Here is a 26798-nt window from a genome sequence, read left to right on the forward strand (position 1 = left end):
AACCTATGATCAAGTTCATTGCGAAAAGGCTGGGCAGCGGGTTGGTGGTGCTGTTCGTCGTCTCAGCGCTCACCTTCACCCTGCTGTACACCTCCAGCGGCAGCATTGCCCGGAACATCCTGGGAGACCAGGCCACTCCTGAGCAGGTTGCGTTGAAGGAACAGGAGCTGGGCCTGGACCAGCCCTTGGTGACCCGTTACTTCGCCTGGCTGGGCGATGCCGTCAGCGGAAACCTCGGTGCTTCCTGGTTCACCTCGGAGCCGGTGGCCAACTCCCTGGCCACCCGTATCCCCGTCACCATGACCATGGTGTTCACCGCAATGATCCTGATCGCCATCTGCGCAGCACTGATCGGTGTCGCCGCGGCCGTCAAGCGCGGCTGGGTGGACAGGGTGGTCCAGATTGGCGCGATCGTTGGGGACTCCATCCCCGGGTATGTGATCGGCGTGTTCCTGGTAACCATCCTGGCCATCCAGCTGGGCCTCTTCCCGGCCACCAGCACCATCTCTCCCGAGGTGGGGCCGGAGGCCTGGGTCTACTCCATGACCCTCCCCGTGATCGCACTGCTCATCAACGGCGTGACCGGCGGGGCCCAGCAGATCCGCAGCGCAGTGATCAAGCAGCTGGAGCGTGACTACGTCCGGACGCTGCGCAGCCGCGGCATTGGGGAGCGCGAAATCCTCTTCAAGCACGTGTTGCGCAGCGCCGCTCCCGCAGGCTTGACGGTGTTGAGCCTGCAGTTGATCGGCATGCTGGGCGGCGTGGTGATCATCGAGCAGATCTTCGCCCTGCCGGGAATGGGACCCCTCGCGGTTACCGCCACCGGCCAGTCCGACCTTCCCGTGGTGATGGGAGTGGTCATGTACACCGTGGTGGTGGTCATCGTGGTGAACCTCCTGGTGGACATCCTCAATGGTTGGCTCAACCCGAAAGTGCGTGTCTCATGAGTGACTCCATAGATACAGCGGCTGTCGCCGCCCCCGTCCCTACAGGCCAAAGCGGCACCGTGGTCCGTTCCACCGTGATGCGTCGACTCCTCAGGAACCCGTTGGGTATCGCCTCCTTGGTGATCCTGGGATCCATCGCCCTGCTGGCCATCTTCGCCCCTGTCCTGGCGCCGTTCGAGGAAAACTTCGCGAACATCACCAAGACCCTGGCACCGGCAGATTCCGTGAACATCCTTGGCACCGACAGCGCAGGCCGCGACACCTGGAGCCGCCTGCTCTTCGGTGCGCAGCTCACACTGTTGTCCGCCCTGCTCTGTGCAGGGGTTGCCATCGCAATCGGCCTTCCCGCGGGCCTGATTGCGGGATACTACGCCGGGAAGTTCGAGGCCGTCTCCAACTGGGTGGTCAGCATCCTCATGAGCCTGCCCGGCCTGATCGTGCTCCTCACCATCCGCGCGGCTTTTGGGCCCTCAGTCTGGATCTCGATGATTGCTTTCGGCGTCCTGATCAGCCCGTCCTACTTCCGCCTGACCCGGACCGCCGTCCAGTCGGTCCGCAACGAGCTCTACGTCGACGCAGCGCGCGTCTCAGGCCTGTCTGACCTGAGCATCATCGCCCGCCACATCTTCTCCGTGGTCCGCGCACCCATCATCATCCAGACCGCGGCCATCGCGGGAGTTGCCATCGCCATCCAGTCGGGGCTTGAGTTCCTGGGCCTGGGCGATCCCACCAAGGCAACATGGGGCGTCATGCTCTCCGAAGGTTTCAAGAACGTCTACATGACGCCAACGTTGCTGCTGTGGCCGGCATTGGCCATGGCGCTCACCATCGGCGGCCTGGTCCTGCTGGGCAACGCCATCCGCGATGCCTTGGAAGACGGCGAGAAGATCAAGCACCGTAAAAAGAAGACCGTTCCGGCGGAAAGCACGACGGCGGACCCCGCCAAGGCGGGTCAGTCACGGAAGTCCGTGGCCGCCGTCGAGGTTGGAACCGAGCACCACCTCATCAAGGTGACCAACCTGGGCGTTGGATATCCGCAGGCTGACGGTTCCGTCAAGAAGGTGGTGGACGACGTCTCGTTCCATGTGGACCGCGGCGAGATCCTGGGGATCGTGGGCGAATCGGGTTCGGGCAAGTCCCAGACCGCATTCTCCATTCTTGGCCTGCTGCCGGACAACGCCAGGATCGTGGGCGGTTCCATCCAGTTCGACGGCAACTACACCGTTGCCCCCGGTGATGACCGCGTCAGCCAGGAGCGGTTGTCCAAGCTGCGCGGCAAACGGATCTCCTACATTCCGCAGGAACCCATGAGCAACCTGGACCCGGCCTTCACCATCGGATACCAACTGGTGACCCCCATGGTGCGTGTCCTTGGAATTTCCAAGGCAGAAGCCCGGAAGCGGGCACTCAAGCTGCTCACCGACGTCGGAATCGTCAACCCGGAACGCACGTTCGAGGCTTACCCGCACGAGGTTTCCGGTGGCATGGCACAGCGCGTGCTGATCGCGGGCGCCATCAGCTGCGAACCTGACCTGGTGATCGCTGACGAACCTACCACCGCCCTGGATGTCACCGTCCAAGCGGATGTGCTGGACCTGCTGCGCGAGCTCCAGCAGCGCCTGAACATCGGCGTCATCCTGGTGACCCACAACTTCGGCGTCGTTGCCGACCTGTGCGACCGCGTGGCCGTCATGCAGAACGGCAGGCTCGTGGAAGAAGGCACCGTCCGGGATATTCTCCGGAACCCGAAAGAGCAGTACACGCAGACCCTGCTGGGGTCCATGCTTGAAGGAAAGACTCCTATGACCATGCTTGTATCGAGGCCTGGATCAGCAGCACAGAAAGAGCCGGTGGCATGAGCGTCTCTCTTGACTCATCGCAGAAGTCCCCGCTCCTGGCGGTGGAGAACCTGGTGGTGGAGTACCCGAGCAAGCGGTTCCGGGCCAAGCCGTTCCGAGCGCTGACTGATATCAACATCACTATTGGCCAAGGAGAAACCCTGGGGCTGGTGGGGGAGTCCGGCTCGGGCAAAACCACCCTGGGCCGCGCCGTGTTGGGACTCGCCCCGGTCACCGCAGGGAAGGTCATCTTCGAGGGCAACGACATCAGCAACGCTTCCCGCAAGGAGCGGCGGACACTGAGCCGGGACCTGCAAGTGGTCTTCCAGGACCCCTACACTTCACTGAATCCGGCCCTTGAAATCGGCGACATCCTTGCAGAACCGCTGGGTGTCCAGGGCATGGAACCCACTGCAGCCAAGAAGCGGGTCCAGGAGTTGCTGGACCAGGTTGGACTTCCCTCGGACGCGATCCACCGCCTGCCCCGCGAGTTCAGCGGCGGACAACGCCAGCGCGTGGCCATTGCCCGGGCCCTGGCGTTGTCCCCCAAGCTGATCGTGTGCGACGAACCCGTCAGCGCCCTGGACCTTTCCACCCAGGCGCGCGTGCTGGACCTGTTCCTGCAGATCCAGAAGGACACCGGTGTTTCCTACCTTTTCGTGTCCCACGACCTCGACGTCGTGCGGCACATCAGCCACCGCGTCGCCGTCATGTATCACGGCGAAATCGTGGAGCAGGGCCCTGCGGAGATCGTCACCCGCGATCCCGAGCACCCCTACACGCAGCGGCTTCTTCTCGCCTCACCCGTGCCCGATCCTGACCGGCAGGAACAACGCCGGGCGGACAGGCACCGGCTGTTGGCCAACCAACGCAACCAGATTGAACAAGCGGGTGCCGTTGCCTGACGGCCGGCGGCACCCAGCAGAACCCATGCGGCCCCTTAATTGTGGCCGGAACTTTCGGAGGAAAAAGTGGCCACAATAGGCGTACAGGCGATGATGTTGAAGGACAGCTTCGCCGAAGTTGGAGCGTTTGAAACCCTGCGGAAAGTCAACGCAATCGGGTACAACGCGGTGGAGATTTCCCAGATCCCCATGACACCGGAAAACGTTGACGAGCTGGATCGCTCCCGCTCCGAGTTGGGCATGGATATTGCGGCTCTCTCCGTCAATGTGGAAGGCCGCAAGGGAATGCCCGTGGAATCACTCGCGGACAATTTCGACAAGATTGTTGATGATGCCAAGCGCCTCGATGCTTCTCTGCTGCGCATCGGTATGCTGCCGTTCCCGGCCATGAAGTCGCTGGACGCCGTGGTGGAGTTTGCCAAGCAGGCCAACGGCTACGCCGAGCGGCTCCAGGAGCACGGCATTGGACTTTACTATCACAACCACCACATCGAGTTCGCCAAGTTCGATGGCAAGTACATGCTGGACATCATCGCGGACAACTCCCCGGCAATGGGCATGGAAATAGACGTGCACTGGGTACAGCGCGGCGGACTGGATCCTGTGCGCATCTTGGAAAAATACGCGGGCAGGACCGCCATGGTGCATCTGAAGGACTACAGGATCGGACAGATGCCGGAAGCATCCTTCGGGCTCCTGGAGAAGGGCGACTTCCCGGGGTTCATGGCCGAGTTCAAGAATGTTGTCCAGTTCGCCGAGGTGGGCGAGGGAAACCTGGACTTCCCATCAATCGTGCCCGCAGCTGTGGCCGCCGGAGCCCAGTACCTGCTGGTGGAACAGGACGAGCTCTACGGCCGAACTGTTTGGGATGCGCTGCAGACCTCATACGACAACCTGATGGCCATGGGCCACGGCGACCTTTTCTAGAGTTTTCGACAGGAGATCACATTCATGAGCAACAAAGTACGCCTCGGCATCATCGGCCTGGGCCAGCAGGGCGGCGCCTATGCCAAGTTCATCAAGGACGGGCTGGTCCCGAACATGGAGATCGGAGCTATCTGCGACGTCGATCCCACCAAGAAGGAGCTCGCCAGCTCCCTGTACCCCGGTGTCCCGTTCCATGACAATTACATCGCCATGCTGGAGAGCGGCTCCGTGGACGCGATCGTTACTTGCGTTCCGCACTTCCTGCACCCGGAAATGGGCATCGAATCCCTCAAACGGAACATCCACGCGCTGGTGGAGAAGCCGGCCGGCGTTTACACCAAGCAGGTCAAGGAACTCAATGAGTTTGCGGCCTCCAAGCCTGAGCTCTCCTTCGGCATCATGTTCAACCAGCGCAACAACCCCCTGTACAAGAAGCTCAAGGAAATCGTAGACAACGGGGACATTGGCAGCATCCGACGCACCAACTGGATCATCACCAACTGGTGGCGTCCGCAGGGTTACTACAATTCCAGCGAATGGCGCGCCACGTGGGGCGGTGAAGGCGGCGGCGTCCTGGTGAACCAGGCACCGCACCAGTTGGACCTGTGGCAGTGGATCTGTGGCGCACCCGAGTCCGTGTATTCGAAGGTGGCCTACGGCTTCCGCCGCGATATCGCCGTCGAGGATGAGGTCACGGCAGTGGTGGATTATGGCGACGGCGCCACTGGCGTTTTCGTGACGGCCACCCACGACATCGTGGGAACCGACAGGTTCGAAATCCTGGGCGACCAAGGCAAGATCGTGGTGGAGGACAGCAAGGTTGCAACCGTCACCCGCCTGGTTAAACCCGAGCGTGAGCTCAGCGATTCCATGGACATGGACGATGTCCGCAAGCTTTTCATGGGCCAGCTGAACCGGGACGAGTTCTACTCCACCGAGGTCATCGAGTTCGAGTCCGTCTGGGGAGGTCAGCACGCGGGTGTCCTGGAAAACTTTGCCGCCAACATCCTGGATGGGACGCCGCTGCTTGCCCCCGGCTCCGACGGAATCAACGGCGTCCGCCTGGCCAACGCGATCCACCTCTCCAGCTGGACGGGCAAGGAAGTCTCCCTGGACTTTGATGAAGACGAATTCCTGCAGGAGTTGAACAAACGCATCGCAGGGGAAGGGAAGTTCCCCGAGCGCTCTTAGCCCTTTCGGAACAGGCCGGTTGTCACCATTCTTTGGCAACCGGCTTGTTTTGTTGCCATGAGGTCTACGATGGAGCGGTGACTGACGTGACGAGCCCCGGAGCAGCAACCGCCCCCAGCAAGCGTGGCCGGGGGGAGAAGTCCTCTGCCACCATCTACGACATCGCCAAGCTCGCCGGCGTGAACCCATCCACGGTTTCACGCGCCCTGAGCAAGCCGGGCAGGGTCAGCGCCAAGACGCAGAAAATTATCGAGGACGCGGCGGAGCAACTGAACTACCAGGTGAACCCGTTCGCCCGCGCGCTCCCCACCGGACGCACGCAAACCATCGGATTGATCGTCGCGGACATCACCAACCCCACCTTCTTCGACATCATCCGCGGCGCGGAAACCACGGGCTCAGCCCGTGACTACACTCTGGTCCTGGCTGAATCCGCCGAGTCACCGGAGACTGAGGTCACGGCCGCGCGACGCCTGCTGAGCACTGTTGATGGCCTCATTCTGGCCAGTCCCCGTATGGATGACGACCATATCCGCGCTCTTTCAGCAGACAAGCCAGTGGTGGTCATCAACCGGCAAATCGATGGCGTGCCGTGCGTTGTGCCCGACGTCAACAAGGGCATCAGTGAGGCTGTCCGCAGCTTGGCTGCCAACGGCCACACCAATCTCGCGTATGTCGCCGGACCTGCGCAGTCGTGGATGACAGGCCGCCGTTGGGAAGGTGTCAAAGCTGCTTGTGAGTGGTCCAAGTTGGGCGCCGTCCGGCTGGAATCGTCCAAGCCAACGGTCGACGGCGGCAGGCAGGTAGCGCGCGATGTCCTGGACAGCGGGGCGACGGCCGTCATCACCTACAACGACCTCCTGGCCATCGGCTTGATGCAGGAATTGCAGGCCGGCGGGATGCGCGTTCCGGACCAGATCAGCATTGTTGGTTTCGACGACATCTTCGGGGCAGACTTCACCACTCCAGCCCTGACCACCGTGCGTTCACCCTTGGGGGAGTGCGGAACCCGCGCCGTGACCATCCTGTTGGACGTGCTGCAGGGCCACGATGCTCCGGATGAAGCCGTGAGCGTGGAAACCGAACTCGTGGTGCGCGGCTCCAGTGGCAGGCTTCTGGCCTAGCCTGGAGCTCCAGGAAGTACTGGCAGCAACTAGTTGGCAATTTTTGGCAACCGGTTGACAAGGGTGGCAAGTGGGCCGCAAGATTGACCTATGTCACAGTCCATTGCCGCACACCCTGACAGGCTCCTGCCCGCAGATCCCGGGACGCGCAGCATCGCGCGGTCCTTGCTGGAGCGCGTCCAGGACCTGCCCATCATTTCTCCGCACGGTCACGTTGACGCAGCCGTCATTGAGCAGAACACTCCGTTCCCCGATCCCGCGGCCCTCCTGGTCAGTCCGGACCACTACGTCACCCGCCTGATCCACGCCAATGGTGTTCCGATGGACCAGTTGCTGGCCGGCGCAGCCTCCGCGCCCGAATCCCGGGAGATCTGGCGGCAATTCGTTGAAGCCTGGCCGCTGTTCGAGGGCACAGCCTCCGGGTATTGGCTGCGCACCCAGTTTGATGACGTCTTCAAACTTGGCGCTGACCTCAGCGAGATGGCTTCCGATGCCAGCTATGACGCGATCGCCGCAAAGTTGGTGGAGCCGGACTTCCGTCCCCGGCAGCTCTTCAAGGACTTCAATATCGAAGTTCTGGCCACCACGGACGATCCTCTGGACAACCTGGCCAGCCACAAGGCCCTGACCGAAGACCCGAGCTTCAACGGCCGTGTCCTTCCAACATTCCGTCCCGACGCCTACCTGAACGTGGCGCATCCGCAGTGGAGCAACAATGTTGACCGCTTGGTGGAGACGGCTGCTGACGGTGCCACAGGCTACGCGGGCTATATTACGGCGCTTGAGAACCGCCGTCGTTATTTTGTGGAGCATGGTGCGGTATCGGCGGACCATGGCGTTCGCACTCCTGCCACGCTCAAACTGGATAGCGCGGAGGCCGCAGCGCTGTTCGAAAAGGCCCGGGCAGGCAGAGCCACAGCTGCCGACCGCGACGCGTTCGAGGCCCACATGATGTACCAGATGGCGCGCATGTCAGTGGCCGACGGATTGGTCATGACCATCCATCCAGGCTCCTACCGCAACCACCACGGCCCCACGTTCGAGTCCTTTGGTGCCGACACTGGTCACGACATTCCCTTCGCGGTGAACTACACGGAGGCCATCCGCCCGCTGCTGCAGGATTTCGGTACGGCCAAGGACTTCCACCTGGTGCTTTTCACGCTGGACGAGACAGTCTTCTCCCGCGAACTGGCGCCGCTTGCAGGCTTCTACCCGTCCGTGTACATCGGCGCACCCTGGTGGTTCCTCGATGCGCCGGATGCCATGCTGCGCTTCCGCTCCGCAGTCACGGAAACCGCCGGTTTCTCGCGGTCCTCCGGCTTCATTGACGACACCCGCGCGTTCTGCTCCATCCCCGCACGGCACGACGCCTCGCGAAGGATCGAAGCGTCCTTCCTCGCGCGTCTTGTTGCCGAGCACCGGGTCACGGAAGACCGCGCGCACGAGCTGATCCTCGACGTCGTCGATTCCTCGCCCCGCAGGGTGTTCAAGCTGTGACCGCCGGGAATCTTCCGCGTCTGGGCCGTTCGGTTGCGCCCGCGGCCAAAGCGCCCATCCGCATGGTGCACCTTGGCCTGGGCGCCTTCCACCGTTCTCATCAGGCCTGGTACACGCAGCACGCCGGCGACGCGGGGGAGTGGGGCATCGCCTCGTTCACCGGTCGTCGCCCGGACGCCGCCGTGGTTCTCGCCGCGCAGGACGGTCTGTTCACTGTGGTGGAGCGCTCGGATGCGGGCGACTCCTTTGAAGTTGTGGGCAGCATTGTGGAAGCCGCGGACGGCGCCGATGTGCAGCGTTTGGTTGAACTGGTAGCGGCGCCCCAAACCGTTGTGGTTACCCTGACCATCACCGAAGCGGCCTACGGATTCGGCGCAGACGACGTACCGCTGCTGGCTTCCGGCGGGACGCCCACGACGCCGTTGGGCCGCTTGGTCCTTGGACTCGCCGCACGCAGGGACGCCGACGGCGGTCCACTCGCCGTCGTCTCCTGTGACAATCTTTCGGACAACGGGAACGTCGCCCGCAACGCCGTGCTGGGTATCGCCGGCGCATACGACGCTGGGCTTGCAGCCTGGATTGAGGCGAACGTCAGTTTCGTCAGTACCTCCGTGGACCGGATTACGCCCCGCACTACGGACGCTGACCTCGACGCCGTTGCGGCCTCGTGCGGATACCGGGATCTTGCGCCGGTGGTCACCGAGCCTTTCCGCAATTGGGTCCTCAGTGGCGATTTCCCCGCAGGCCGTCCGCGCTGGGAGGACGCAGGTGCGGTCTTTGTGGACCACATCGAGCCCTACGAGAACCGCAAGCTGTGGCTCCTGAACGGCGCGCACTCGATTCTGGCCTATGCCGGCCAGTTGCGGGGGCACGCAACTGTTGCGGAGGCGCTCTCGGATCCCGTGTGCCGGGGTGCTGTGGAGGAGTTCTGGGATGAAGCGTCCCGCCACCTCCCGGGCAAGGAACTGGAGATTCCCGAATACCGGGCTGCGTTGCTGGAGCGTTTTGGCAACTCACGGATCGCACACCACTTGGCCCAGATCGCCATGGACGCCAGCACCAAACTGAGGATGCGGGCCATACCTGTCCTCCGGGCTGAGCGTGCGGAAGGGCGGCAAGGCCACGGGGCAGCGCGGATGATTGCGGCGTGGTCCGCCTTCGTGGCATCGAATCCCGGCCTGCAGGATCCTCAGTCCAGGGCCGTGGGCGAGGCAAACCAACTTTCCGGGCTGGAGCGAACTGCTGCGCTTATGGCGTTGCTTGACTCGGAACTTGCCGGAGAGCCGGCAGCGGTGGAGCTTGTCCATGAGCTCAGCTCGGACTTTGTTCCCGCGGTTCCGGCGAACTCAGGTACTGCCGCGTAGGGCTCCTTCCTGATTCAGCGCCCCGTTTGCTGGCCCAGGCTGCCCGGATTGGCAGGCAACCTGGGCCGCCGGCGTTTAAGGCGGGGTTCCCCTGCGTTGTGGGGCCCGGTGTGCGTGCCCTGGCGTGATTTTAGGGCGCAAACCGGGCCTCACAACGTGGAAACACTTGGACAAACTTTCAAGGAAATCTTTCGGCAACCGATTGCCAAACGTTTGCCAAAGTGACTAGAATTACAACAGCTGCACAGCCGGTACCGGATTCCAGTGATCCACACACTGTCGAGCCGGACCGGACCGCAATGACGCGAAGGGTAAAGGAGCCCGCATTGAAAAAGCTCAGCAAACTCAGCATCGCCGGCTATGGTGCCGGCGACGCCGCCAACAATTTGGCCTTCACAACAGCCACCATGTTCCTGTTGGTCTACTACACGGATGTCGCAGGAATCTCAGCCGCCGCGGCCGGCACCTTGCTCTTGGTGGTCAGGATCTTCGATGCCTTTGCCGACGTTTTTGCCGGACGCCTGGTGGACCGCACGTACAGCAAGCGCTTCGGCAAGTTCCGGCCCTTCATCATGTTCGGCTCCATCCCGTTGTTGCTCCTCAGCGTGGCCACGTTCTCCGTGCCGCAACTGGGCGAAACCGGGACTCTGCTCTACGCCTACGTGACCTACGCGGCCTTGGGTTTGGCCTACTCTTTGGTCAACATTCCCTATGGTTCCCTGGCTGGAGCGATGACCCAGGATCCGGGGGACCGTGCCAAGCTTGGCTCGGCCCGCATGGTGGGAGCGTTGCTGGTTGGTTCTGCCTTGGGGATCTTCGTGGCTCCCCTGATCAAGCCGGGTGCGGACCTCCAGTCCACCTTCACCACCATCACTTTGGCCTTTGTGGTGATCGGCGCGGCGCTGTACTTCTTTACGGTGCTGACCGCGAAGGAGCGCGTTCACCGATCGGTGCCCAATGTTTCCTTCAAGCAGAGCATGGATACGCTGAAAACCAACCGCCCTTTGCTCATGCTGTGCTTGAGCAGCTTCCTCTTCCTGACCGGCTACATGGCATTGTCCTCCGTGCAGCTGTACTACCTGCGCGACGTATTGGGCCGCTTGGATCTCTATCCCGTGCTGGCAATCGTCCAGCTGGTCATGACGTTGGCCTTGGCGCCCCTGATGCCGCGGTTGGTCCGCAAGCTGGGTAAAAAGAACGTCTATATCGTGGCGGGAGCCCTGTCCATGGTGGGCGGAATCATCGTTTTCCTGGCGCCTTCCTCCATGGTCTGGGTTGGATTCTCCGGTCTTGTTGTCAGCCTGATGGGCGTCATGGCCGTGAACATCGTGGTGTGGGCCCTGGAGGCTGACACGGTGGAGTATGGCGAATGGAAGACGGGCGTGCGGACCGAAGGAATCACGTACGCGTTGTTCTCCTTCACCCGGAAGACCGGCCAGGCCGTTGGTGGCGCACTGGCCGCTTATTGCCTGGCCGTCGGCGGGTACAAGTCCGGCGTCGCCCAGAGTGCCGATGCTTTGCAGGGCATTCAATTTGCCGCCGGAGCGCTGCCGGCCATCATGACCATCCTGGCCATCGGGGTGATGGCCAAGTACAAGCTCACGGATGTCTTGCACGCGCAGATTGTGGGCGAGATCAAGGCCCGCCGCTCTGCGGGGGACTCCGGCACACAGAACCCGACCGGCGTATCCACACTGCGGCAACCGGTTGCCAAGCATGGCAATCCAACCTAAAATCAAATCTATCCACTTGTGGTGCCCATCGCATCGAAGCGAGTGCACATGCCCCAACCAGCAGAATCCCGAAAGGAAAAGCTGTGAAAATCATTGCCGCTGAAGTCTTCGTGACCAGCCCGTCCCGTAACTTCGTCACCCTGCGCATCACCACGGAGGATGGTGTGACGGGTATTGGTGACGCGACGCTCAACGGCCGTGAACTCGCCGTGGCTGCGTACCTGAAGGAACACGTCGCCCAGTTGCTCATCGGCAAGGATCCGCACCGGATTGAGGACACGTGGCAGTTCCTTTACCGCAGCTCCTACTGGCGCCGCGGCCCCGTGACCATGGCCGCGATTGCCGCCGTCGACATGGCGTTGTGGGACATCAAGGGCAAGATCGCCGGGATGCCGGTGTACCAACTGCTGGGCGGTGCCTCGCGCAACGGTTTGCGGGCTTACGGCCACGCCTCGGGTGCGGACATTCCGTCCTTGTTCGACTCCGTCCGTGAGCACCTGGAACTGGGCTACAAGTCCATCCGCATCCAGACCGCCATCCCCGGCATCAAAGCCGTGTACGGTGTGGCCGCGCAGGCACAGGCCTCCGGCGAGCGTTATGACTACGAACCCGCCGGCCGTGGCGCGTTCCCGCAGGAAGAGGACTGGGACACCCGCGCCTACCTGCGCCACCTGCCCACCGTGTTTGAGGCCGTGCGGAACGAATTCGGCCCGGAAATCCCGCTGCTGCACGACGGCCACCACCGCATGACGCCCATCCAGGCCGCCAAGCTCGGCAAGGCCCTGGAGCCGTACGACCTCTTCTGGCTGGAGGACTGCACCCCGGCCGAGAACCAGGAGGGCCTGCGCCTGGTCCGCCAGCACACCACCACCCCGCTGGCCATCGGCGAAATCTTCAACACGGTGTTCGACTTCCAGACCCTCATCAAGGAGCAGTTGATCGACTACGTCCGTGCTGCATCCACCCACTTCGGGGGCATTTCGCCGCTGAAAAAGGTCATGGATTTCGCCGCCCAGTACCAGATCAAGTCCGGCTTCCACGGTCCCACGGACATCTCCCCGGTGGGCTTCGCCGCCCAGCTCCACGTGGGTCTTGCGATCCACAACTACGGCATCCAGGAGTACATGCAGCACTCGGACAAGACCAACGAGGTCTTCCAGCAGTCCATGACCTTCAAGGACGGCTACCTGCACCCCGGCGACAACCCCGGCATTGGCGTCGAATTCAACGAGGAAGCCGCTGCGGCGTTCCCGTATCAGCAGGCGTACCTGCCGTACAACCGCCTCGTGGACGGCACTGTTCATGATTGGTAAACCTCTGTCCCTTGCAAGCGGCCACCACATCGTGGTCATGGGGGTGGCCGGCTGCGGCAAAAGCACCATAGGTGCCGCCCTCGCCGAGCGTCTCGGCGCTGAATTTCTCGACGGCGATTCGCTGCACCCCCAGGCGAACATCGACAAGATGGCCTCGGGTACTCCGCTGAACGACGACGACCGCGCACCGTGGCTGGCCGAAATCGGCAGGCGATTCACGGCGTCGAACACTGCTCTTGTCATCGCGTGCAGCGCGCTCAAGCGCAGCTACCGGGACATGATCCGCAGCGGGAATTCCTCGGTGGTGTTCGTGCACCTGCACGGTACGCGGGAACTGCTGAACGAGCGCATGAACGCGCGGCCGGGACACTTCATGCCGGCATCGTTGCTGGACTCGCAACTGGCAACACTGGAACCATTGCAGGCCGACGAAGCCGGGGTGGTTGTGGACATTGCCCACTCCGTGGAGGACATTGTGGACGAGGCACATGACGAGCTGACGGGCCTTTCCGCGGCTGCCACCGGGCCGTTCCTGGTGGACCTGAAGGCGGCTCCGTTCACCCTGGACGATGCTGCTGTGGAATGGGTTGAGTCCACCATCAGCTCCATGACGCTCGAAGAGAAGATCGGTCAGCTGTTCATCAACCACAACAACGACTACTCGCCGGAGTACCTCGATGGTGTGCTGGAGAACTTCCACGTGGGTGGCATGCGCTACCGGCCCGGTCCGTCCGCGGCGGTTCAGGAGCACATCCGGTACGCGCAGTCCAAGACCCGGATTCCGCTGCTCATAGCCTCCAACCCGGAAATGGGCGGCGCCGGCAGCTGCGATGACGGCACGTTCGTGTCCACGCACCTGCAGGCGGGCTCGCATCCCGACAAGAACATCGCCCGGCAGATGGGCCAGGTGGCCGGCGTCGAAACCGCAGCCCTTGGCTGTAACTGGGCCTTCGCTCCGATCGTGGACATCCACTACAACTGGCGGAACACGGTCATCTCCACGCGGTCCTTCGGCAACACGCCGGAGATCGTGGTGGAACGGGCCAAGGAGTACTTCGACGGCATCAGCGAATCACCCACTGTCTGCGCCATGAAGCACTTCCCCGGAGACGGCATTGATGAACGCGACCAGCATGTGGTCACGTCCTACAACACGCTGGGGTATGACGAGTGGAACAAGAGCTACGGGCACGTGTACCGGGAAATGATCGGGCACGGAGTGCAGTCGATCATGGTGGGGCACATCGGTGCGCCGGAGGTGTCCCGGCATTTCCGTCCCGGTCTGGCGGATTTCGAGGTGCTCCCGGCGACGCTGGCTCCGGAGCTGCTGCAGGACCTGTTGCGCGGTGAGCTTGGCTTCAACGGGTTGGTTCTTACGGATGCTTCTTTGATGTTGGGCCTGACACAGGCCATGAAGCGCCGCGATCTGGTGCCTGCCACCATCGCAGCCGGCTGTGACATGTTCCTGTTCTTCCGAAACCCCGGGGAGGACTTCCAGTACATGCTGGACGGCTACAAGTCCGGCGTCATCACCGAAACCCGGCTTCATGATGCCCTGCGCCGGATCCTGGGGCTGAAGGCAAGCCTGGGGCTGCACCTCGCCTCCCGGGAGTCGTTGGTTCCGGCGGCCGAGGCCTTGGCGGTCATCGGCAGCGAAGCCCACCGTGCAATCGCCGCCGAGGTGGCTGACAAGACCGTCACCCTGGTGAAGGACACTGCTGGCAACTTGCCCATCTCACCTCAAACGCATCCGCGGATCCGTCTCTACGGCATCTCCGGCGGAGCCGACTTCACCCGTGCCGATCCGCTGGCCTACCTGGACACTGTGCGGGAAGAGCTCGAGGCCGCCGGCTTTGTGGTGGATGTGTTCAAAACCGCCGAGCAACGCGAAGCCGCGGGGGAGGCCGGCATGAACTTCATGCGCGTCCTTTCGGAGGAAGCTACCGGTGATTACGCGGAGCGCTACGACGCTGCCTTGGTGTTCGCCAATGTGAAGGGATTCGCCCAGGAAGCGGCCATCCGGATCAAATGGTCCTCACCGATGGCCGCTGAAATACCTTGGTACGCCACGGAAGTTCCCACCGTGTTCGTTTCCCTGAACCAGCCCAACCACCTGATCGACGTGCCCATGATCAAGACGGCCATCCACGCCCACGCGGGATCGCGCGAGGCCATTCACGCCACCGTTGAGAAGATCCAGGGCAAGTCCGAATTCCAGGGGACGTTCAACCAGAACGTGTTCTGCGATTCGTTCGACACCCGCCTCTGATTCTCCGTTTCCCACGGGGAAAGAGTTCCTCCCCGCCATCAGGGAGGAACCACTGGAACCCGGCATCGCCCACAAGGCGGTGCCGGGTTTTTCTTGCTCCGTGGGCAGCGTGCCGCGGGGTCGAGGGGCATGGCGCAAATTGTGAACGCTAACAACGTTTCAAGTCAAGGGGTTTCGCGGCGCTTCCCAGCCGCAACCCTTTCGTGATCCACGGCACTTGACCGGCGGTATTGTTAGCGTTCACAATGGCATTCGCACCACCTTGACGTTGGCATGTGCCGCCCCTAAGCCCACAGGCCCGCAAAGCGTTACCGTGCCGGACGCGCAGATGCTCCGGCTGCATCAGAGTTCGCGGCAATGCTGCCGCGGAAGGAGAGCAACGTGAGATTGAAGAAACTCCTGGGCGCCGTAGCGGTTGTCCTAACCTTGACCGTCGGAGCAACAGGCTGCGGCAGTCGCGGTGGAGCTGCCGAATCCAGCAGCACTGCGAACCCCAGCGATTCACTGGTAGGCATTTCCATGCCCACCCAGACTTCCGAACGTTGGATCGCCGATGGCGCCAACGTTGAGAAGTCCCTGAAGGACCTTGGCTACAAGACAGACCTTCAATTCGCCAACGATGACATCCCCACGCAGGTCTCCCAGATTGAGAACATGCTGACGAAGGGTGCCAAGGCACTGATCATCGCCGCTATCGATGGCACTACTTTGACCGATGTCCTGGCCAAAGCCAAGGAACAAAACGTCAAGGTCATCGCCTACGACCGCCTCATCAACGGAACCCCCAACGTGGACTACTACACCACGTTCGACAACTACACCGTGGGCGTCCAGCAGGCCACCTCGCTGCTGACCGGCCTGGGCCTGGTGGACGCAAGCGGCAAGAAGGTTGAGGGCAAGGGCCCCTTCAACGTTGAGCTGTTCGCGGGCAGCCCGGACGACAACAACGCCAACTTCTTCTGGACCGGCGCCATGGACACCCTCAAGCCGTACATGGACGCGGGCACCCTGAAGGTCCCCAGCGGCCAGACCAAGTTTGAGCAGGCAGCCATCCTGCGCTGGCAGGCGCCTGTAGCCCAGAAGCGCATGGAAGATATCCTCACCTCGGCCTACAGCTCCGGCACCAAGCTGGACGGCGTACTTTCCCCGTATGACGGCCTCTCCATCGGCATCATCTCCGCACTGACCAGCACCGGCGGCTACTCCACCGGAAGCCTGCCCGTTGTCACCGGCCAGGACGCAGAGAAGGGCTCCGTGAAGTCGATCGTGGCCGGCGAGCAGTACTCCACCATCTTCAAGGACACCCGCCAGCTGGGCGCGCAGGCCGTGAAGATGGTGGACGCCGTCCTCAAGGGCACTGAGCCCGAAACCAACGACACCAAGACCTACAACAACAAGGTCAAGGTTGTCCCGGCCTTCCTCCTGAAGTCCGTCATCATCACCAAGGACAACTTCCAGAAGGAACTCATCGATTCGGGTTACTACAAGGAATCCGACGTCAAGTAGCACCCCCTGTGGCCCCACCGCACTGTTCTTTACCGCAGTGCGGTGGGCCCACAGCCTCCCCTCATAGCCCCCGAGTCCTCGGTCCGGCGAAGTTCCAACCAGTCAGCGGGAATTGACGATGAACGTACCCATTCTTCAAATGCGAGGAATCACCAAGACCTTCCCCGGGGTTAAAGCCCTTCAGGACGTCACCCTGGACGTCAACCGTGGTGAGGTCCACGCCATTTGCGGTGAGAACGGAGCCGGCAAATCCACCCTCATGAAGGTTCTCTCCGGCGTCTACGCGCACAACACCTTCGACGGCGACATTCTCTTCGAGAACGAACCCTGCGAATTCTCCAGCATCACGGACAGCGAGAAGCGTGGCATCGTGATCATCCACCAGGAACTGGCCCTCAGCCCGTACCTGTCCATCGCTGAGAACATCTACCTCGGCAACGAGCTGGCCAATAAAGGTTGGGTGGACTGGCGCAAGACCAACCTGGAAGCTGCCAAGCTGCTGGCCCGCGTGGGACTCAGCGAAAACCCTGTTACGCCCATCCAGCACATCAGTGTTGGCAAGCAGCAGCTGGTGGAGATTGCCAAGGCCCTGTCCAAAGAGGTGAAACTCCTGATCCTGGACGAACCTACCGCGGCGCTGAATGATGAAGATTCAGACCACTTGCTGGACCTCATCCTGCACCTCAAGGGCCAAGGCGTCACCAGCATCATCATCAGCCACAAGCTCAACGAGATCCGTAAAGTGGCCGATGCTGTCACCATCATCCGCGACGGAAAGTCCATTGAAACCCTGCGGCTTGATCAAGGCCAGATCACCCAGGAACGCATCATCCGAGGCATGGTGGGACGCGACCTTGAAAGCCTCTACCCGGACCGCACACCCAACATCGGCGAAGAAGTCCTCCGCATCGAGGACTGGACCGTGCAGCATCCGCAGGACCATGCACGGACGGTGGTTAACAATGCCAGCCTCAACGTGCGCAAGGGCGAGGTAGTGGGCCTGGCCGGGCTGATGGGCGCTGGCCGGACAGAACTGGCCATGAGTGTCTTCGGCCGGACGTATGGCCGTGCCGTATCAGGCAAGGTCTACAAATACGGCCAGGAGATCAACACTTCCACTGTCTCCGATGCAATCGAGCACGGAATCGCCTATGCCACCGAAGACCGGAAGCACTACGGCCTGAACCTGATCGAAGACATCAAGCGGAACATTTCCATGGCAGCTCTGAACAAGCTGGCCAAACGCGGCTGGGTGGACGGCAACAAAGAGACCACCGTAGCCAACCAGTACCGCAAGAGCATGAATATCAAGGCACCGTCGGTAGCGGCCATTACGGGCAAGCTCTCGGGCGGAAACCAGCAAAAGGTGGTGCTGAGTAAATGGATGTTCTCAGATCCCGACGTCCTGATCCTGGACGAACCCACCCGCGGAATCGACGTCGGTGCCAAGTTTGAGATCTATACGATCATCGCTGAGCTCGCTGCTGCCGGGAAAGCCGTCATTGTGATCTCCTCTGAGCTCCCGGAACTCCTGGGCATTTGCGACAGGATCTACACGCTGTCAGCAGGCCACATCACCGGCGAGGTTCCCATCGCCGAAGCCACCCAGGAAACCCTCATGCACTTCATGACCCAAGAGAAGGAATAACCACCATGTCCGCCCTACGAGAATCCCTTGGCTTCCTCACAAGCCGCCTCCGGCAGGTTGGCATCTTTGTTGCCCTGATCCTGATCGTCATCCTCTTCCAGGTCCTGACAGACGGCATCCTGCTGGAGCCGCAGAACGTCACCAACCTGGTGGTCCAAAACAGCTACATCCTGATCCTGGCCATCGGCATGGTGATGGTGATCATCGCCGGACACATTGACCTATCCGTGGGCTCCATTGCGGGCTTCATCGGCGCGGTGGCCGGCGTGATGATTGTGCACTGGGGCTGGGCGTGGTGGCTCGCCATCCCCGCCTGCCTCCTGGTTGGCGCGTTGGTGGGAGCGTGGCAAGGCTACTGGATCGCCTATGTAGGCATCCCGGCCTTCATCGTCACCCTTGCAGGCATGTTGATCTTCCGCGGGCTGACCCTCATCACCCTCAAGAATCAGCAGATCACCCCGTTCCCGAACGAACTGCGCGCCCTGGGTGGCGGCTTCCTGCCGGATATTTCCGGTGGCACCTCCGTCCTTGAGTGGCTGACGGTCATCCTGGGCGTCGGCGGTACGGCGGCCATCCTCTTCCAGGCCCTGAAGGAACGCCGGGTCCGCCGCAAGTTCAACCTGGAGAACGAACCGATGGCATGGTTTGCCGTCAAGAACGGGTTCATCGCTGTCCTGATGCTCATCATCACCTTCCTGCTGGCCAGCTACCGCGGAACTCCGATCGTCCTGATTGTGCTGGCTGTCCTGGTGATCGTTTATTCGGCACTGATGAACAACAGCATCTTCGGCCGGCACACGTACGCAATCGGTGGCAACCTCCACGCGGCCGAGCTCTCCGGCATCAAGACCAAGAAGGTCACCTTCCGGCTCTTCGTCAACATGGGCGTTCTCGCCGCGTTGGCCGGCCTCGTGTTCACCGCTCGTCTTAACTCCGCCCAACCCGCCGGTGGTACAGGCTTTGAACTCGACTCCATTGCCGCGGCCTTCATCGGAGGCGCGGCGGTCCAAGGTGGCATTGGCACCGTGGCTGGAGCCATGATCGGTGGCCTGATCATGGGCGTCCTGAACAACGGCATGTCCATCCTTGGCCTGGGTACGGACTATCAGCAGCTCATCAAGGGCCTGGTACTCCTCCTTGCCGTTGGCTTCGACATCTTCAACAAAAACCGGACGGGCGCAGGTGGAGGTTCTTCCATGGGACGCCGCTTCAAGTGGAAGACCACGCCTCCGGCCACTGAGGCGGCTCCGGCAGTCAAGGCTGAGCCCGTCGGCGTCGACGCGAAATAGTTGCTGATGTCACCCGGGGGAGCGGCCCGGTCCCAGGAAAGGCCTGGGGCCGGGTCGGACACAGCAGCCAGGACTGACACAGCGTTCAGACCACCGGTGATGGGAGACGTGGCCAAGTTGGCCGGCGTCTCGCATCAAACCGTCTCGCGCGTCCTGAACAACCATCCGAACGTCAGCGGCAAGACCAAGGAGCGCGTGGAAGAGGCCATTGCATCCCTGGGGTACCGGCGCAATACCGCCGCCCGCAGCCTGGTCACCCGGCGGTCCCGGACCATCGGTGTCCTGGCGTGCGAGACCGGGCAGTTCGGGCCTGCAAACACCCTCTTGGGCGTTGAGCAGGCGGGCCGGGAGGCAGGCTACTTTGTCAGCATCGCCAATCTCCGTGAGGTGACCAGCGCGAGCGTCAATGATGCCATTGCGCATTTCCGGAACCAGTCCGTGGACGGCATCGTGATCTTGGTTCCGCATCCGGATGTCCTTGCTGCGCTCCGCGACGTTGAGGTTCCTGTGCCGATCGTGGCAGTCGGTGCGGGCGCGGGAAACCAGTTGAAGGGTGCCTCCCTGGATCAAAGGCTGGGTGCCCGCCTGGCGGTGGAGCATCTGATCGCCCTGGGGCATCGTCACATTGCCCATATTTCCGGACCGACGCATTGGATTGATGCCGCAGAGCGCATCAAGGGATGGCAGGAAGCGCTGGGCAGCGCCGGCCTTGAACCTGACGTCCTGCTCCAAGGTGCCTGGGACGCGGCATCGGGCTACCGGGCAGGCCTGGAACTCCTCAAACACCGCGGCGTTACGGCGGTGTTCGTCGCGAACGACCAAATGGCAGTCGGCGTGCTCCGGGCAGTCCAGGAGGCAGGACTTCGCGTGCCGGGCGAGATCAGCGTGGTGGGATATGACGATCAACCCGAAGCGGAATTCTTCATGCCACCGCTGACCACCGTCAGGCAGGACTTCGAAGAGCTCGGCCGCCGGTGCATGGAGGCAGTGCTGCAGCAGCTTGACGGTGACGGCGGAACCGGGGACCAGATTGTCAGCCCCCGCCTGGTGGTCCGCTCCACCACGGCGGCCCCTGCCCTTCACAAAGCTCCGCTCCCACTAAACTAGGAGCCATGACTTCCACGCCTGACACTGCTGCTGCCCGCGCCCGCCTTCTTGAACTCATCAAAGAACTGGCGGTGGTCCGCGGCAAGGTGATCCTCTCCAGCGGCAAGGAAGCGGACTACTACATCGACCTCCGCCGCATCACCTTGCACCACGAGGCCTCCAAGCTGGTGGGTCAGGTCATGTTGGCAATGATCGACGACGCCGGTGTGTCAGTTGAGTGCGCCGGCGGACTCACCATGGGCGCCGATCCCGTGGGCACCGCCGTGATGCACGCTGCTGCCGACGCCGGCCGCCCCGTTGACGCTTTTGTGGTGCGCAAGGCCCAGAAGTCCTACGGCATGGGCCGCCAGGTTGAAGGCCCCTCGGTTGAAGGCCGCAACGTGGTGGTTCTGGAGGACACGTCCACTACCGGCGGATCCGCACTGACCGCCGTCGAGGGTGTCCGCAAGGCCGGCGGCAATGTGGTGGCTGTGGCCGTGATCGTTGACCGCAACACTGGTGCAAAAGAGAAGATCGAAGCCGAAACCGGCGTGCCGTACCTCTTCGCTTTCGGTAAGGATGAGCTGGGCCTCGACTAAGAACCACCGGGGCTGTAAGGCAGTGCCCGGCGAGCCTATGCTTGCTGCGTGGACGTTCAAGTAGGGAAGCTCCCGGCGCCGCCGGAGGTGAACGAAAACCTCCCCGCGCCGGTGACTCCGGAAACGGAGAAGGCCGAGGATCCGGGCTCGTGGGCCCGGATCCTGCCTTACGCTGCCCGGCTCAAAAAGACGTCCCGCCGCAACTTCCTCATCACCGCTGGCGCATCCGCGGCGCTGGCCGGGGACATGCTCTTCACCCGGCGGGTGCAGGCCGAGCGTCGGGCCACCAAGATACTTCGCGTCCCCGATCCCTACTCGGACTTGTACTTCCCCAAAGCCAGCTGGATTCTCTTTCCCGGGTACAAGACCAGTTGGGAAGAGGGGCAGTGGATTCTCAACTCACTGCGTCCCGCCCTGCACCAGCGCGGCCGCCTTGCCGCCGTCGGATATTCCAATCTGGGGCTGGACGTGGACGAGATCGTCCGCGAAATCATCCTGCACGTGCGCGAACTGGAACTTGAGAAGTTGTACTTCTACGGCCACAGTTTCGGCGGGATGCTCGCCACACAGGTCGCTGCCCGCCTGCTGGAGCTGCACGGCGTTGAAACGCAGTTGATCGTCCTGGACTCGAGCCCCTTCAGCCGCGCCGACGTCCTTGACCAAAGTTGGTTCGACGGCGTGGTGTTCCTCTACGAGAATGGGTTCCGCATCCCTTCGGTGCTCCGCGGAAGCTATGAGCTGGGGGAGCGCGTGGTGCACAAGGACGAGCGGACGTGGCGGCAGATCCTTGACCAGAGCCTGGAGCAACTCTCGCCGATCGCCCCGTCCAGTGTGCTGATCCAGACGGAGTCGGCCTACATCTATCACTTTGATGGCCTGCGCTTTGCCGGCAAGATCGGTGGGGCCAAGATGGCGTTCCTGGGCAATTCCAAGGACGGTACCGTCAATTACGAGTCGGCTCGTGCCGGTTGGAGCAAAGTGTTCGGAGCCAACATGGCGCTGCCCACGCTCAGTACCGACGGCGCCCGCCCCGCGCATGCCAGCCCCCAATGGAACGGTGGCGTGTACAGGCCGCTGCTGGAGCGGGTCCAGGATGAACTGCAGCCGCTGCCGCCAGAGCCCGTAGAGCCGTCGTATCAAGAGCCCAACGGCAAGGTCATCCGGCCGGCGTAGCTCTCAGGTACCGTTCCCCAGCGATTCAACCTCGACGGCGGTGAGGCCTGCCTCGCGCAGGAAGGCACGTACGTCCCCGAACTCCTGTGCGAAACCAGCAAGGAAATGCCGGATCGCGGCCTCGGGGCTTTGCAGGATCATGAGGTCCGGGCTGAAATACTCTGCCGGCGTTGAGGGAACGCTGAGGCGCCACGTCTCGGCCATCACCTTCAGGACGTCCGGCAGGTTTTCTGTGGTTGCAACGTAATCCGACACCACTTGGTCCTCGGTCCCGCCGGCTGCCAGCAGCCCAACAGCCGACACCACGCCTGTCCGGTCCTTACCCAACGAACAATGAATCAACGTGCGCTTGCCGCTCGCCACGGGACGCAGTGCATCCGCCACCCACTCGGGCCGGATCCGGATCCAGCCAAGGTACAGCTCCCCGAGGTCCTCAGCCGTTTCGACTGCTTGGAGCGACCCCGCCACCGCGTTGGGGTCCAGGGGATTGTTGATGAGTTCGACGGCGGGCGGGACCACGGCGGCAGGTGCGTCGGCGTCGTGAACCAACCACGGAACCAAGGAGCGCTCCAGTTCACTCCGTAAATCCACGATCGCCTGGATGCCGTGCTCTGCCAGGAAACCCGACGTTGCAGCGGCATCCAAACCGAACGGCTGGCTCCCCCTGAGTATCCGGCCGCCGGCCAAAGCACGCAGATTGAGCACAGCCATGGTGCGTCCCCTAGATCTGGCTCTTGAGGTCGGCCACGGAGTTCAGGATCTGGTTGGGCCGGAACGGGAAGGACACGATTTCCTCACGCTGTGTGATGCCGCTGAGCACCAGGACCGTGTGCAGGCCCGCTTCCATACCGGCCACGATGTCCGTGTCCATGCGGTCCCCGATCATGGCAGTGGTCTCGGAGTGGGCATCGATCTGGTTCATCGCCGAGCGGAACATCATGGGGTTCGGCTTGCCCACAATATAGGGCTCGCGGCCGGTTGCCTTGGTGATCATGGCCGCGATGGCGCCGGTAGCCGGCATGGGGCCGTCCTTGGAGGGGCCGGTGGCGTCAGGGTTGGTGGCGATGAAGCGGGCGCCTGCCAGGATGTGGCGGACGGCCATGGTGATCGCTTCGAAAGAGTAAGTGCGGGTTTCGCCGAGGACCACGAAATCGGGGTCCGTGTCCGTGAGAATAAAACCGGCCTCGTGCAGCGCGGTGGTGAGGCCGGCCTCGCCGATGGTGTACGCGCGGTTGCCTGAGTCTGAGGACTGCACCTGGTCCTTGAGGAACTGTGCCGTTGCCAGCGCCGACGTCCAGATGTTCTCTTCCGGTACTTCCAGGCCGGATGCACGCAGGCGGGCGGCGAGGTCCCGCGGGGTGAAGATGGAGTTGTTGGTCAGCACCAGGAAGCGTTTGGAGGTATCCACCCAGCGCTGGATCAGTTCAGCTGCGCCGGGAATCGCCTGGTTTTCGTGGACCAGGACGCCGTCCATGTCCGTGAGCCAGCATTCGATTTCGTGGCCATTGCGGTAAACCGAGGTGGACGTGTGGGGCGTGGATTCTTCTGCCATATTTGCCTCCGGCGTGGGTTGTTCATGCACTGCCACCCAGTCTTCCATCAATCTGTTGCCTAAACATCCTGAGTCCGCGCTTATGTGGGTAGTTCTACCCATGCGAATAGCCCTTATGACTTGTGCGATGCACGGTGGCCTGAACTACGCTGGTGGCTGCGCGGAACAGGCCACGCCGTGGGTCGGGGGATCTTCACGGTGAACACTCAGTGCCTGCCACGCTTCAGCAGGTCCCCTTTTCCGGATTGTCCACCAGTGTCCCCAGAGGCACGGTGCCAGCACTGCACTCGAAAGGGCCTGTCATGAGCAATAACAATGGAGCACCGCAACCTCCCTACAACCCGGACGGCGTGCCACAGCCGCGGTATGACACCGGCAAGGAACAGTACCGTCAGTACCAGCCGGGGCAGACCCAACCCATGTACCAGCCGGAGGCCCAACAGCCGGCCCAGCCGCCGGCCCAGCCGCAGGAGGGCCGTACCGAGGCTTTCCCCACGCAACAACCGCCCACTCAGGCATTTCCTGCACAGGGGAACCAGTCACCGCACGGACACCCCGACGGCGTGTACGCCGAGACTGTTCACCGCTACCCGCAGGCGGACCCCAACCAGCCCGGCTACCCTGGCGGCCCCAACCAGAACCCTGGCGACCACAACAGGAAGTCGCTGTTCTTCATCCTGGGTGGAGTGGCCGTCGTCGTGATTATTGCCCTGGTGGTGGCATTCACGTGGCTCATTCCCGCGATGACTAAGCCTGTGGCCGTTGAAACGCCGTCGGTGACGTCCTCCGAAGAAGCATCGGATGCAGCCGCCGAGCCTTCTGCCGAGCCGTCGGGAGATGCATCGGCATCCACTGACCTTCCCGCCGGCGCCATCCCGCTGCCCGCCGTATGGGAAGGTTTCGCCGGCCCCACCAACGTCCCGGCCGACGGTGATCCCCTGTTCAGCAAATGGGTCACGGGCGAATCGTCCTTCCAGTACCTTGCCGAGTGGACCCACGACGAATCGTTCGGCATCACCAAGGATCCGAGCACGGGCGAAGAAATCCAAAAGAAAGCCCAAGGGACCGTGGAGACCGACGGCGACGGGATCGCGCTCGCCTACGCCTTCTTCGCTGAGTCCGAGGAAGGCAAGTTTGGCAAGGACCCCGCCGAGGTCAAGGCCGCCATCCAGGACATTGAGGCGCGCTATAAGGAAATGACCGCCACTGAGCTTCCGCAGAACCTGGTGGGCCACAAGTGCACGTCCGACTTCAAGACCAGCATGCCGGAAGTACGCGAGTTCCGTCGCGGCGCGGCCGTGGTGGTCAGCTTCACCTGCAACAACGCCCGCGGCGAAGCGATTCAGGCCGTGAACCTGTTTTCCGTGACCCCGTGGGGCACGCCGCAGATGCTGGGCGTCAGCGGACACAAGGAATACTGGGATGCCCACCCCGGGCTTTTTGAGCAACTGGGCAACTCGTACCGCATCAACAAGTGGAAGATGGGCTGATCCAAGGCAGCTCAAACGGGCAACAGGGCAGGGCTAAAGTTGAGGGGTGACTGACCTTCCCCCCTCCACAGCCCTGCCCGCCCCTGCCGAAACCACAGCGGAGGGCGAGGCAGAAGCGAAACCCGAGGTCGGCGTCGGGCCTTGGGAAGGTGACTTGCCGCTGGGTGACCATTGGGATCCGGACCTGTTGAGGGATGGTGACCGCCGCAACGTGGTGGACCAGTACCGGTACTGGAAGCACGAGGCCATTGTGGCGGACCTGGATTCCAAGCGGCACGATTTCCACATTGCCATTGAGAACTGGCAGCACGACCTCAACATCGGCACCGTGGTGCGCACCGCCAACGCGTTCCTCGCCAAAGAGGTCCACATTATTGGTCGACGCCGGTGGAATCGCCGCGGGGCAATGGTCACCGACCGCTACCAACACGTCCGCCACCACCCCACAGTTGAGGACTTTGTCCAATGGGCTGAGGGGGAGGGGCTGGCGGTGATCGGCATCGACATCTTCCCGGATTCCGTGCCACTGGAGACTTACGATCTCCCGAAGAACTGCGTGCTGGTGTTTGGCCAGGAAGGTCCGGGACTCACACCGGAAGTACACGATGCCGCGGTCGCAACGCTGTCCATCGAGCAGTTCGGCTCCACACGGTCCATGAACGCAGCGTCTGCCGCGGCCATTGCCATGCACGCGTGGGTCCGCCGCCACGTGTTCCAGCAGCCGATTCCGTAGCCCTTCCCGGCGGAAGTGTTAAGAACCCCCAGTGACCCGAAACACGGCGTCCCGGCGGATATCGCTAGGATGGTGCTAGCCGTAAGCGGTCTACTCCAGGGTTACCAACCCACAGACGAATTCAGCATAGGAGTCACCATGCCCATTGCAACCCCAGAGATTTACTCCGAGATGATCGACCGTGCGAAGGCTGGCGGTTTCGCTTTCCCTGCGGTCAACGTGACGTCGTCGCAGACTCTGAATGCTGCGATCCGCGGTTTCGCCGAGGCAGAATCCGATGGCATCATCCAGGTTTCCACCGGTGGTGCTGCGTACTGGTCCGGTGCTTCGGTCAAGGACATGGTGGCCGGTTCCCTCGGCTTCGCCGCGTTCGCCCGTGAAGTTGCCAGGAATTACAACGTCAACATCGCCCTGCACACGGACCACTGCCCGCAGGACAAGCTGGCGGACTTCGTCCTGCCGTTGCTGGCCGCTTCCGAGGAAGCCGTGAAAGCCGGCAAGGACCCGATCTTTAACTCGCACATGTGGGACGGCTCGCACGAGACCCTGTCGGAGAACCTGCGGATCGGCCGTGAACTGCTGGAGCGTGCTGCTGCTGCGAAGATCATCCTGGA

22 protein-coding genes are annotated in these 26798 nt (G+C 62.4%); 20 read left to right on the forward strand and 2 right to left on the reverse strand.

All coding sequences use genetic code 11. The features are described 5' to 3' along the window. Window positions 1-5: 5 nt before the first annotated feature. The 17 genes from BLW08_RS21450 to BLW08_RS21530 all read left to right on the forward strand — a co-directional run bounded on the left by BLW08_RS21450 (window position 6) and on the right by BLW08_RS21530 (window position 22409). Window positions 6-947 (forward strand): ABC transporter permease, encoded by a 942-nt coding sequence (locus BLW08_RS21450; RefSeq protein ID WP_091327984.1) that lies wholly within the window; start codon window positions 6-8, stop codon window positions 945-947. Continuing rightward, the gene (locus BLW08_RS21455) at window positions 944-2806 is read left to right on the forward strand and encodes a dipeptide/oligopeptide/nickel ABC transporter permease/ATP-binding protein (protein ID WP_091327987.1); all 1863 of its coding nucleotides are present in this window, start codon (window positions 944-946) and stop codon (window positions 2804-2806) included. The genes BLW08_RS21450 and BLW08_RS21455 overlap by 4 nt, the downstream gene beginning before the upstream one ends. Beyond that, window positions 2803-3690, forward strand: coding sequence for an ATP-binding cassette domain-containing protein (locus BLW08_RS21460; RefSeq protein ID WP_091327989.1), 888 nt, complete (start codon window positions 2803-2805; stop codon window positions 3688-3690). Before BLW08_RS21455 ends, BLW08_RS21460 begins: the two co-directional genes overlap by 4 nt. A gap of 66 nt (window positions 3691-3756) precedes the next feature. Continuing rightward, window positions 3757-4617, forward strand: a complete 861-nt coding sequence (locus BLW08_RS21465) for a sugar phosphate isomerase/epimerase family protein (RefSeq protein ID WP_254780007.1) — start codon at window positions 3757-3759, stop codon at window positions 4615-4617. Window positions 4618-4641: 24 nt separating this feature from the next. After that, window positions 4642-5808 (forward strand): Gfo/Idh/MocA family protein, encoded by a 1167-nt coding sequence (locus tag BLW08_RS21470; protein WP_091327994.1) that lies wholly within the window; start codon window positions 4642-4644, stop codon window positions 5806-5808. A gap of 77 nt (window positions 5809-5885) precedes the next feature. Further along, on the forward strand, window positions 5886-6932 hold the full coding sequence (locus tag BLW08_RS21475; RefSeq protein WP_091327996.1) for a LacI family DNA-binding transcriptional regulator: 1047 nt from the start codon (window positions 5886-5888) through the stop codon (window positions 6930-6932). A gap of 90 nt (window positions 6933-7022) precedes the next feature. Continuing rightward, window positions 7023-8429 (forward strand): glucuronate isomerase, encoded by a 1407-nt coding sequence (gene uxaC, locus BLW08_RS21480; protein ID WP_091327998.1) that lies wholly within the window; start codon window positions 7023-7025, stop codon window positions 8427-8429. A 62-nt stretch (window positions 8430-8491) separates the two neighbouring features. Next, window positions 8492-9793 (forward strand): mannitol dehydrogenase family protein, encoded by a 1302-nt coding sequence (locus BLW08_RS21485; RefSeq protein ID WP_091328033.1) that lies wholly within the window; start codon window positions 8492-8494, stop codon window positions 9791-9793. 326 nt (window positions 9794-10119) lie between these two features. Further along, entirely contained in the window at window positions 10120-11526 is a 1407-nt protein-coding gene (gene uidB, locus BLW08_RS21490; protein ID WP_091328000.1) for a glucuronide transporter, read from the forward strand. A gap of 83 nt (window positions 11527-11609) precedes the next feature. After that, on the forward strand, window positions 11610-12839 hold the full coding sequence (manD, locus tag BLW08_RS21495; RefSeq protein ID WP_091328003.1) for a D-mannonate dehydratase ManD: 1230 nt from the start codon (window positions 11610-11612) through the stop codon (window positions 12837-12839). Further along, window positions 12829-15108 carry a gluconokinase, GntK/IdnK-type gene (locus BLW08_RS21500; RefSeq protein ID WP_091328004.1) on the forward strand — a complete coding sequence of 760 codons (2280 nt, stop codon included), beginning with the start codon at window positions 12829-12831 and terminating at the stop codon, window positions 15106-15108. The genes manD and BLW08_RS21500 overlap by 11 nt, the downstream gene beginning before the upstream one ends. Before the next feature lie 381 nt (window positions 15109-15489). After that, window positions 15490-16614, forward strand: coding sequence for a multiple monosaccharide ABC transporter substrate-binding protein (gene chvE / locus BLW08_RS21505; protein WP_368086906.1), 1125 nt, complete (start codon window positions 15490-15492; stop codon window positions 16612-16614). A gap of 118 nt (window positions 16615-16732) precedes the next feature. Further along, window positions 16733-18262 carry a multiple monosaccharide ABC transporter ATP-binding protein gene (gene mmsA / locus BLW08_RS21510; RefSeq protein WP_091328007.1) on the forward strand — a complete coding sequence of 510 codons (1530 nt, stop codon included), beginning with the start codon at window positions 16733-16735 and terminating at the stop codon, window positions 18260-18262. A 5-nt stretch (window positions 18263-18267) separates the two neighbouring features. Further along, window positions 18268-19551 carry a multiple monosaccharide ABC transporter permease gene (mmsB, locus tag BLW08_RS21515; RefSeq protein WP_090826093.1) on the forward strand — a complete coding sequence of 428 codons (1284 nt, stop codon included), beginning with the start codon at window positions 18268-18270 and terminating at the stop codon, window positions 19549-19551. A 99-nt stretch (window positions 19552-19650) separates the two neighbouring features. Next, window positions 19651-20658 (forward strand): LacI family DNA-binding transcriptional regulator, encoded by a 1008-nt coding sequence (locus BLW08_RS21520; RefSeq protein ID WP_091328009.1) that lies wholly within the window; start codon window positions 19651-19653, stop codon window positions 20656-20658. A 5-nt stretch (window positions 20659-20663) separates the two neighbouring features. Next, window positions 20664-21236: an orotate phosphoribosyltransferase gene (gene pyrE, locus BLW08_RS21525; protein WP_090826087.1), complete on the forward strand. Its 573-nt coding sequence runs from the start codon at window positions 20664-20666 to the stop codon at window positions 21234-21236. A gap of 48 nt (window positions 21237-21284) precedes the next feature. Further along, window positions 21285-22409, forward strand: a complete 1125-nt coding sequence (locus BLW08_RS21530; RefSeq protein ID WP_090826084.1) for a thioesterase domain-containing protein — start codon at window positions 21285-21287, stop codon at window positions 22407-22409. Between the two features lie 3 nt (window positions 22410-22412). Here BLW08_RS21530 and BLW08_RS21535 read toward each other — a convergent pair whose 3' ends face one another. After that, the gene (locus tag BLW08_RS21535) at window positions 22413-23120 is read right to left on the reverse strand and encodes a tyrosine-protein phosphatase (protein WP_091328012.1); all 708 of its coding nucleotides are present in this window, start codon (window positions 23118-23120) and stop codon (window positions 22413-22415) included. A 10-nt stretch (window positions 23121-23130) separates the two neighbouring features. Next, the gene (locus BLW08_RS21540) at window positions 23131-23961 is read right to left on the reverse strand and encodes an HAD-IIA family hydrolase (protein ID WP_090826227.1); all 831 of its coding nucleotides are present in this window, start codon (window positions 23959-23961) and stop codon (window positions 23131-23133) included. 302 nt (window positions 23962-24263) lie between these two features. Here BLW08_RS21540 and BLW08_RS21545 point away from each other — a divergent pair, with 302 nt between their 5' ends. From BLW08_RS21545 to BLW08_RS21555, 3 genes are all read left to right on the forward strand, one after another. Next, window positions 24264-25451 carry a hypothetical protein gene (locus BLW08_RS21545; protein ID WP_091328015.1) on the forward strand — a complete coding sequence of 396 codons (1188 nt, stop codon included), beginning with the start codon at window positions 24264-24266 and terminating at the stop codon, window positions 25449-25451. A 46-nt stretch (window positions 25452-25497) separates the two neighbouring features. Continuing rightward, window positions 25498-26184, forward strand: coding sequence for a TrmH family RNA methyltransferase (locus BLW08_RS21550; protein WP_090826074.1), 687 nt, complete (start codon window positions 25498-25500; stop codon window positions 26182-26184). 138 nt (window positions 26185-26322) lie between these two features. Beyond that, the coding region (locus tag BLW08_RS21555; RefSeq protein WP_175538793.1) for a class II fructose-bisphosphate aldolase at window positions 26323-26798 on the forward strand (476 nt) is incomplete at its 3' end.

It is taken from the genome of Arthrobacter sp. cf158 (genome assembly GCF_900106835.1).
Classification (GTDB): domain Bacteria; phylum Actinomycetota; class Actinomycetes; order Actinomycetales; family Micrococcaceae; genus Arthrobacter.